This is a genomic window from Bacillus sp. FSL K6-0069 (assembly GCF_038007785.1).
In the GTDB taxonomy this organism is placed as follows: domain Bacteria; phylum Bacillota; class Bacilli; order Bacillales; family Bacillaceae_G; genus Bacillus_A; species Bacillus_A mobilis.
This window is the reverse complement of sequence record NZ_JBBOXN010000001.1, coordinates 530,304-540,000: the sequence shown is the minus strand read 5'-3', so window position 1 is coordinate 540,000 and position 9,697 is coordinate 530,304. Positions and strand designations below refer to the sequence as shown.

The following is a 9,697-nucleotide window of genomic DNA, read 5'->3' as shown; positions in this document are numbered from 1 at the left end:
TTACGCCATTCTTTTACAAGCTCACCGTCTTTATTAATAAGGAATGTAGAACGCTCGATTCCCATGTACTCTTTCCCAAAGTTCTTTTTCAATTTCCAAACATCGTACAATTCTGCTACCTTATGATCTTCATCTACTAAAAGCACAAATGGAAGTTCATGCTTCTCAATGAATTTCAGATGTCTGTTCGCTGAATCAGGGCTTACACCAAGAATAACTGTATCTTTTTCTTGGAATAACCCATATGCATCTCGAAAATCACACGCTTCAGTTGTACACCCTGGAGTCATATCTTTCGGATAAAAATATAGAACTACATTTTTACCACGAAAATCAGCTAAGCGAACTTGTTCCCCGTTACTTCCCTCTAATGTAAATTCTGGAGCCATTTCTCCTACTGTGATCATTGTTATCACTCCTACTCTTTTCTTTTACTATATCAAATGCTATCTTATTTTTCATTGTCTATTACAGACCTCATGACAAAAGCAAACGGTAATGTATATCCAATTAACGCTTCTGCAATTGCAATCCATCTCCCTATTCCAATCGGAGCTATATCACCATACCCAACGGACAATAAAGTAACTGCGCTAAAATATAAGCAAATTTCTACAAGTTGAAAAGATTGGGCATGCAAGCTTTCTCCATCTTCTTTCAAAACTGCAAAACCCATTTCTTCTAATACAACATAACTTAACCCAAACGCAATCAATACCGTTGTATAAATTAAAAATAAGGAGGCTAAATTATAAAGCGAAAAGAAACGCCTAGAATCTGAATATGAACTCCATAACAATTGGACACTTCTCAAAATAGCAATTGCTACAATTAATAGAATAAATCCCCATAACATGTCCTCCACCTCATTTTATATGTATGAGACAGCCATTGGATTTATCCCTTAGAAACAAACAAGCTTCTATAATTAATTCCCAGCACCACGGTACCTTTTTACCCCTTGATTCCAAAGAGTAATTGCAATCGTAAAACAGATAACACCAACGAATGGTGTTGCAAATGCATAGCTATTCCACTCTGTTTTTCTTAAAAAGTATGCTGCTGGATACACTCCGACAAACGCAAATGGTAAAACAAACGTTAAAATGAAACGAATCACACGGTTATAAATGTTAACAGGATAGCGACCATAGTTACCTATGTTATACATTAGCGGCATAATTGAACTTTTCGCATCCGACCAAAAACCAAGACTTGCAAGCGTAACAAATATCCCTCCGTATACAAGAGCTCCTCCTCCTACCATCAGTAAGAATAAGAAGAAATCGTACCAGTAAAAAGATAATTGCAACTCCACCGCTGCGTAGCCCATTACAATTATTCCTGTAATCGCTCCAATTAAAGATTCAAGCTCCATTCTTTCTAATATAATTTGAAACAAACTATGAATTGGTCTTGTTAATATACGATCCATTTCCCCTTTAATAATGTAACGATCATTAAAGTCCCATATGTTAAAGAAAGCTGAGAAAATGGCAAACGGCACTAAAAAGAAACCATAAATAAAGATGACTTCTTCTCTACTCCAGCCTTTTAATGCTTGCGTATGTCCAAACACAACGAGAATAAAAATTAAATTCACAGCCTGCAGTGATAAATCAGAAAGTAACCCAACGATAAAATCGCCTCGATACTCCAATTTTGTTTTTATATATTGGCTTGCATATTGTAAAAATAGGTTTATATATATCATCTCATCATCCCCCTTGTACAATTAGACGTTTTCTCGCCGTTCTCCACATGAGTACAATTGGAATAATAAGTACAATTGCCCAAATTACTTGGAATAATAATGCCTCATACAATTTACTTCCTTGTATACCTTCTGAAAAAATCATACTCGGAATATAACTAATGGCCTGAAACGGTAAAAATACCATTGCCTTCTGAGCCCATAACGGATAAAAGCTAATTGGTAATAATAGACCTGAAAATAAATCAATAACAACACGTTTTGCATACATAATTCCACTATTATTAAATAGGAAGAACGTGAGCATTCCCGTCATTAAATTAATTTGTGTATTAATAATAAAACTAAATATTAAAGATAAGAAGAAATATAACCACGTTTGAAAATTCGTTGTAATTTGCAATGAAAATAATAAGGTAACGATAACCATACCCGGAATGGAAAAGAAGGCAAAACGAAATATCCCTTCACCGAGACCTTGCATTACTTTCATCCCTAAATAGTTATATGGACGAATCAGTTCTACCGCTACACGCCCTTCTTGAATTTCCATCGCAATTTCCCTGTCTATATTATTAAAATAAAAGGCACGTGCCATCCACGCAATTGCGATATACGTAGTCATTTGCGAAATAGATAAACTTTCAATATTCTCTTTTCCGCTATAAATTGCTTGCCATAAAAAATAATACGCACCGATATTAATTGTATAAATTAAAATCCCGCTATAATAGTTTGTACGATACGCAAGCATCATTAAAAAGCGAATCCGAATCATTTCAATGTACTTACCCATGTTTAATACCTTCTTCATAAATGTTACGAATGATTTCCTCTGTAGACACTTCATTAATTTTTAAATCTTTAATTTGAAATGCTTGTACTACTTTAGAAATAAGCATTGAAATGATAACTTCTTCATTCGGTATTTTTGCAACCCACGCGTTTTCCTCTTTTGCTTTCGCCCAAACGACATGACTATCTGGCATAACCATTGATAAAGCCTGATAGGAAACTGGTGCAATAAATTGAAAATGTATTTCCTTCTCCGCTCCCCACTGCGTACGAAGATTATTTAAAGAACCGTCATACATAATATTTCCTTCATCCAGCATGATAACGCGCTCACATAAAGCTTCAATATCAGTAATATCATGGGTTGTTAATAAAATTGTTGTTTTATAACGCTCATTCATTTCTTTTAAAAATTCACGTATTTTCAATTTCACAAGAACATCTAACCCAATTGTAGGTTCATCTAAAAATAATAACGGCGGATTATGAATTAATGCTGCCGCTAATTCACAACGCATTCTTTGACCTAGAGATAACTTTCGAACTGGCTTATCTAATAAAGGACCAATATCTAACGTTTCAATTACGTGCTCCATATGCTCTTTATACTGAGCGTCTGATACACCGTACACCTTTTTTAATAAACGAAACGATTCTTGTACAGCAATATCCCACCAAAGTTGCGAGCGTTGACCGAAAACAACACCAATTGTTCTTACAAATTCTTCTCTCTGCTTATGTGGGTTCATCCCATTTACTAAAATCTCTCCTGATGTCGGAGTCAAAATCCCCGTAAGCATTTTAATTGTCGTTGATTTACCGGCACCATTCTCACCAATATACCCAACCATTTCACCTTGTTTCACAGTAAAAGATACGTCATTTACTGCTGGTACTATTTTATAATTACGATTTAATAAATCGCGAAATGCACCCTTTAAACCCGGACGACTTGAATAGGCTGTAAACTCTTTACGTAATCCTTGTACCTCAATTACCGATTTCATAACCGGACCCCCTTCCTAAATGTCACAACGAATAGTTTACCCAACTGCCTTCTCTATCACAAACAATACGTCTTTTCGAAAAACATGTTAGAATAATACATAGATTTTTGTAAGGAGATGAATTGTAGTGAAATTCACAAAATCAGAAGCATTACATAAAGAAGCTTTAGAACATATTGTTGGCGGCGTTAATAGTCCTTCTCGTTCTTTTAAAGCAGTTGGCGGTGGCGCTCCTGTTGCTATGGAACGTGGAAAAGGTGCTTATTTCTGGGATGTAGACGGAAATAAATATATCGATTATTTAGCAGCATACGGTCCTATTATTACTGGACATGCTCACCCGCACATTACAAAAGCAATTACAACAGCTGCTGAAAATGGTGTACTTTACGGAACACCAACAGCGCTAGAAGTAAAATTTGCAAAAATGTTAAAAGAAGCAATGCCTGCATTAGATAAAGTCCGCTTCGTAAACTCTGGTACTGAATCAGTAATGACAACAATTCGTGTCGCTCGTGCTTACACAGGCCGCACAAAAATTATGAAATTCGCTGGTTGTTACCACGGTCATTCTGATTTAGTACTTGTAGCAGCTGGATCAGGCCCTTCTACACTAGGAACTCCTGACTCAGCCGGTGTACCACAAAGTATCGCTCAAGAAGTTATTACCGTTCCATTTAATAATGTAGAAACTTTAAAAGAAGCATTAGATAAATGGGGACATGAAGTAGCAGCTATCCTTGTAGAACCGATTGTTGGAAACTTCGGGATTGTAGAGCCAAAACCTGGCTTCCTTGAGAAAGTGAATGAACTTGTTCACGAAGCTGGCGCACTAGTAATTTATGATGAAGTTATTACTGCGTTCCGCTTCATGTACGGTGGTGCTCAAGACTTACTTGGCGTAACACCAGACTTAACAGCGCTTGGTAAAGTTATCGGCGGCGGACTTCCGATCGGTGCTTACGGTGGTAAGAAAGAAATTATGGAACAAGTTGCCCCGCTTGGACCTGCATATCAAGCTGGTACAATGGCAGGAAATCCTGCTTCTATGGCATCTGGTATTGCTTGTCTAGAAGTTCTTCAACAAGAAGGGCTTTATGAGAAATTAGATGAACTTGGTGCGATGCTTGAAAAGGGAATTTTAGAGCAAGCTACAAAACATAATATCGATATTACATTAAACCGACTAAAAGGTGCTTTAACTGTATACTTCACAACAAATACAATTGAAGATTACGATGCAGCACAAGATACAGACGGTGAAATGTTCGGTAAATTCTTCAAGCTTATGCTGCAAGAAGGCGTTAACTTAGCACCTTCGAAATATGAGGCATGGTTCTTAACGACAGAACATACAAAAGAAGATATTGAATATACAATCGAAGCTGTAGGCAGAGCATTTGCTGCTTTAGCGGAGAATAAATAATCCCGTCATTACAAGGAAAAAAGAAAGCACATCTTTCTTTTTTCCTTTTTTCTATTTCATAAATCCCTCATTAATAGTATAATTATTCATAATTATCTGTTTAATTTTTCTTTTATATCCTTACTATCCTTGTATACAAGGCTGCTCACGCCTTAAATAGTAAGATTATTCAAACTTCAATAAGAGGGGGGATTGACGGATGCTCAATAAAACAAATACATGGACACCGTCTTTATTTCGAGGTTATAAAAATGCAGAACACGATGCGTGTGGAATCGTTTCCGTTATGGAGAAACGAAAAATTCCTACAAAAGAAAACATTGACCTTTGTATACAATCACTAGTCAAAATGAATCATCGGGCTGGCTTCATTAATGGTGAAGGAGATGGAATCGGCATTCACATTGATGTCCCAAAAGCACTTTGGAATGAAAAACTAAAAAGTAGCGGATATAATCCAACGATCGTGGATCATCCCCACTTTATCGTTGGACATTTTTTTCTAAACAAAAATGCAAATATAGTTAATTTAAAGAATCATATTCGTACGCAATTAAATAACGAAAATTTCACTATGATTTTCGAAAGTGACGACGTAACAAATTACGATGCGCTCGGTCCACTTGGTAAACAGGAAGAACCTTTATTTTGGCAAGTTGCTCTTATCGCGGAAAATGAAGTTAAACATATTGAGCAAACATTATTTTCAGTAACGATCAAAATAGAGGAAAACGAAGCGATTCATGTTGCTTCTTTAAGTCGTGACCATGTTGTATATAAAGTTCTAGGTGCTGGGGATACACTTGTCGCCTATTACAATGATTTACAACACCCACTTATCGCTTCAACTATGACACTTGGACATAATCGCTATTCTACTAATACATTATCTAATTTTTTTCGTGTACAACCATTTAGCGTTCTCGGACATAATGGTGAAATTAACACAATTGCAAAATTACGCGATCAAGCTGAAATGATCCATGTTCCACTTACTGCTGGGGGCAGTGACTCCCAAGATTTAAACCGCACCTTAGAAACTCTACTTGTTCAATACGACTACAGTTTATTTGAAGCAATGGACATACTATTTCCACCAATTATTAATGAAATTAAACTTTATGAACCACATTTACAAGATTTATATACGTATATACGTGAAGCTTGGGGCCATTTTGCGCAAGGTCCAGCTGGCATTATTTCACGTTATAAAGATGAAGCTGTTTTCAGCGTTGATTCCCTTGGACTACGACCAGTATGGAAAGTTGAAACAGAAAGCTCTTATATTTTCTCTTCTGAACCTGGAGTTGTATCACCAACTGAATATGTAGCAGAACCGAAACCACTCGCTCCTGGAGAAAAAGTCGGCCTAAAGTGGAATGAACAAGATGAGCTTGTACTCTACGAATACGATGACTACCAAACTCAAGTATATAACCGTTTTAAAAAACGAGTGGATACGAAAGGTTATCATTTAAACTTATCTATCCCTGAAACGAAAGAAACCTCGGGACTATGTGATTCTATGCAAGTTGAGACGAAGCAATATGTTGCTTTTGGATGGGATCGAGAGCATATTCAACTTCTTGAACAGATGGCAACAAAAGGCGTTGAGCCAATTCGCTCACTTGGGCATGACTCACCACTTGCCGCACTCGATACTGATAGACGAAATATCGCTGACTTCATTAAGGAAAGTGTAGCTGTCGTTACAAATCCAGCAATCGATCGCGATCGAGAGGTCGAACACTTCTCCACACGAACGATACTTGGAGAACGCCCAAGTTTATTAAGCGGTGCTAAACAACCATTTGTAGTTGAAATGCTTTCCCCCGTTATTTTAGAAGGAAGTGTAGCACAATCTATTACAGAGGAATTACAAACAATTACGTACGAACAACTTATACAGCTATTCAATACTCATAGCTCTATCGCTACAATCTCTGCTACATTCAGTCCGGCAGAAACTTTACAATGCGCCTTAAATCGAATTAGTTCTGAAGCGATAACAGCCGTGAACGATGGAGCTTCCCTACTATTAATAGACGATGCCGACGCTCATCTAAATGAACGGTTATGGATTGATCCGCATTTAATTACCGCTAAAGTACATCAAGTATTAAGCGAAAATAAATTACGCCGAAACTGCTCTCTCGTTATACGTTCTGGTGCCCTTCGTTCCTTACATGATATCGTCACACTGTATGGATTAGGAGCAGATAGTATTAATCCATATTTATTATTTGCAACCGTAAATGATGGGACAAAAACACCCATTACGAATTTATATCACGCTCTTAATAAAGGGCTGGAAAAAGTCATTTCAACAATTGGAATTCATGAATTACGCGGTTACGGTCGCCTCTATTCTTCTATCGGATTACATGAGGAAATCGCAAATATATTACAAATTACGAATTTCTTCGGTTCAAATAATTTAGCCTTTTCGCTTGCTTCACTTGCTGAAGATGCACAAATGCGCGCAGATGATTACAACGATCCTAAAGTTAGAATGCGAAAATCTTTTCATATATTCCCGCGAATTTGGAAAGCAATCGGCGATGTCGCAAAAGGAAACTCTTATGATGATTACCGTGACAAGTTAAGTGAATTAGAAGAAAATAACCCAATTGCAATTAGACACCTAGTTCAAACGAAACAAGCAAAACATGTAGTTCCCGCTGAAGAAGTATCCATCAGCATTCAAAATCATGATTTACCATTTATTATTAGTTCCATGTCATTCGGTTCTCAAAATGAAGTTGCCTTTCGTTCGTATGCAGAAGCAGCTGACCAGCTAAATATGATCAGTTTGAACGGTGAGGGCGGCGAAATTAAAGACATGATCGGAAAGTATCCACATACACGCGGACAACAAGTTGCATCTGGGCGATTTGGTGTAAACGCCGAACTACTAAATTCATCAAACTTAATTGAAATAAAAATTGGTCAAGGTGCAAAGCCTGGTGAAGGTGGACATTTACCAGGTTCAAAAGTAACAGCCAAAATCGCTGAAGCACGTAACGCTACAATTGGCTCAGATTTAATTTCACCTTCTAACAACCATGATATTTATTCCATTGAAGATTTAGCTCAAATGATTACAGAAATTAAAACCGCCAATCAACTTGCGAAAGTAGCTGTAAAAGTTCCTGTTGTCCCTAACATTGGAACAATTGCTGTCGGTATCGCAAAAGCTGGCGCTGATTTTATTAACATTAGCGGATTTGATGGCGGTACAGGAGCTGCACGTATTCACGCATTGCAACATGTAGGCCTTCCTGTAGAAATCGGTGTGAAAGCCGCTCACAATGCTTTATTAGAAGCAAATATGAGACACAAGGTAGAAATTTGGGCAGACGGTGGTATTCGAAGTGTGAATGACGCCTTGAAAATCATGCTTCTTGGGGCAAACCGTATTGGATTTGGTACATTATCCATGATTGCAATCGGCTGTACAACTTGCCGCGGATGTCATCTAGATACTTGTCACGTTGGAATTGCAACACAAATTGAGTCTGAAGCTCAGGCGAAAGAACACGGATTACGCCGCTTCGTCCCACGCGAATTAGAAAGCGCCGTTGCTGGATTATTACATTTATTCACCACTTTTGGTGTAGAACTAAAACGATTAACAGGAAATCTTGGTTATACAAATTTACAAGAAATTGTCGGACGTTCCGATTTATTAGAACAAGTTCGAGGCGAAAATTCATTAGACTTATGTAATTTACTACAAACGATAGAACATCCATCTGTTACACAAACAGAATACGTACCGGAAAAACAATTTGAAACAGTTCATTCCCCTCATTCGAAAGAATTAGTAGGAGTTGGCGTAGAGCAACGCGTTATGGGTGGTCTAGAATCTTGCTATCGCGTTCGTAGTAAATTATATGAAGACACGAAGCTTGAACCACTTACATTAAAGTATACGAATGGTTCTATTCCTGGAAATGGATTAGGCGCTTACAATAGCGAGAACTTATTTATACACGTAAATGGCGGTGCACAAGATGGCATTGGTAAAACCTCCTTTGGTGGTGGTATTTATATAACGAAAGCAAAAGGAAAAGACGGCATATATTATAACGGTTCTGTCGGAAAAGGTTTTGGATACGGTGCACAAAAAGGAGCGCTATACGTTCAAGGTAATGCTGATGCTCGCGCTGGTATCCGCCTCTCTGGAGCAGACATGATAATTGGAGGGCGTATGACAAAGCCACTCCGTGAAAGAGAGCAAGGGAATATAGGGGCATACTCTAATATTAAAGGTTTCGCTTTTGAATATATGACAAATGGGCGAGCGCTTGTTTTAGGGGATCCTGGTCCATGGATCTGTGCTGGTATGACTGGCGGTGTTGTATATTTACGTCATGATTCAAGCTTAGGTTTAACTGAACAGGCTTTAAAAAGAAGAATCGCAAAAGGAGCAAATGTTACATTACAACCAATTAGTAAAAATGGTGTGCAAGATGTAACTGAGTTACTGCTAGATTATATTCGTGTATTAAATGAGCATGAGCAATACGAGGAAGTTGCTTTATTAACACCGTTACTCGATGATATGCAGCAACAGTTTTTTGAAATTATCCCGAAAAAAGAGCAGGCTGATCCATCTATCTCAACAGAGTGATATACCTAACTTTCATTTTCAAGAATAAATTGACGAAGTACACTTCTCATAGTAATCTATAGTAACAATTTGAAACCTGCTGAAATTCAGCAGGTTTTTTTACTAAAAATTGATGTTTA

Annotated in this window: 7 protein-coding genes (1 of these 7 running past the window's edge); 2 read left to right on the top strand and 5 right to left on the bottom strand. The window is 37.4% G+C overall.

What is annotated here, in order from left to right; genetic code table 11:
- The 5 genes from bcp to MHB74_RS02710 form a co-directional block, all read right to left on the bottom strand.
- Positions 1-407 carry the 5' portion of a thioredoxin-dependent thiol peroxidase gene (bcp, locus tag MHB74_RS02730; RefSeq protein ID WP_000633720.1) on the bottom strand. It extends 49 nt beyond the left edge of the window, so 407 of the gene's 456 nt are visible here — the first part of the coding sequence; the start codon lies at positions 405-407; its stop codon lies beyond the left edge, outside the window.
- Between the two features lie 44 nt (positions 408-451).
- Positions 452-856 carry a potassium channel family protein gene (locus MHB74_RS02725; protein WP_061676758.1) on the bottom strand — a complete coding sequence of 135 codons (405 nt, stop codon included), beginning with the start codon at positions 854-856 and terminating at the stop codon, positions 452-454.
- Positions 857-928: 72 nt separating this feature from the next.
- Positions 929-1,714 carry an ABC transporter permease gene (locus tag MHB74_RS02720; RefSeq protein WP_061676757.1) on the bottom strand — a complete coding sequence of 262 codons (786 nt, stop codon included), beginning with the start codon at positions 1,712-1,714 and terminating at the stop codon, positions 929-931.
- Between the two features lie 4 nt (positions 1,715-1,718).
- On the bottom strand, positions 1,719-2,510 hold the full coding sequence (locus MHB74_RS02715) for an ABC transporter permease (protein ID WP_000521523.1): 792 nt from the start codon (positions 2,508-2,510) through the stop codon (positions 1,719-1,721).
- The gene (locus MHB74_RS02710; protein WP_061676756.1) at positions 2,503-3,516 is read right to left on the bottom strand and encodes an ABC transporter ATP-binding protein; all 1,014 of its coding nucleotides are present in this window, start codon (positions 3,514-3,516) and stop codon (positions 2,503-2,505) included. Before MHB74_RS02710 ends, MHB74_RS02715 begins: the two co-directional genes overlap by 8 nt.
- 127 nt (positions 3,517-3,643) lie before the next feature.
- Between MHB74_RS02710 and hemL the strand changes: the two genes are divergently transcribed.
- Together hemL and MHB74_RS02700 are read left to right on the top strand one after the other, a co-directional pair.
- Positions 3,644-4,942 (top strand): glutamate-1-semialdehyde-2,1-aminomutase, encoded by a 1,299-nt coding sequence (gene hemL / locus MHB74_RS02705; RefSeq protein WP_061676755.1) that lies wholly within the window; start codon positions 3,644-3,646, stop codon positions 4,940-4,942.
- A gap of 199 nt (positions 4,943-5,141) precedes the next feature.
- Positions 5,142-9,578 (top strand): glutamate synthase-related protein, encoded by a 4,437-nt coding sequence (locus MHB74_RS02700; RefSeq protein ID WP_061676754.1) that lies wholly within the window; start codon positions 5,142-5,144, stop codon positions 9,576-9,578.
- The last annotated feature ends 119 nt before the right edge of the window (positions 9,579-9,697 follow it).

Bases quoted from the DNA above. Each gene is read 5' to 3' on its own strand.
- MHB74_RS02700 (WP_061676754.1), top strand. From the start codon at position 5,142: ATGCTCAATAAAACAAATACATGGACACCGTCTTTATTTCGAGGTTAT.
- MHB74_RS02715 (WP_000521523.1), bottom strand. From the start codon at position 2,510: ATGGGTAAGTACATTGAAATGATTCGGATTCGCTTTTTAATGATGCTT.
- MHB74_RS02725 (WP_061676758.1), bottom strand. From the start codon at position 856: ATGTTATGGGGATTTATTCTATTAATTGTAGCAATTGCTATTTTGAGA.
- MHB74_RS02720 (WP_061676757.1), bottom strand. From the start codon at position 1,714: ATGATATATATAAACCTATTTTTACAATATGCAAGCCAATATATAAAA.
- MHB74_RS02710 (WP_061676756.1), bottom strand. From the start codon at position 3,516: ATGAAATCGGTAATTGAGGTACAAGGATTACGTAAAGAGTTTACAGCC.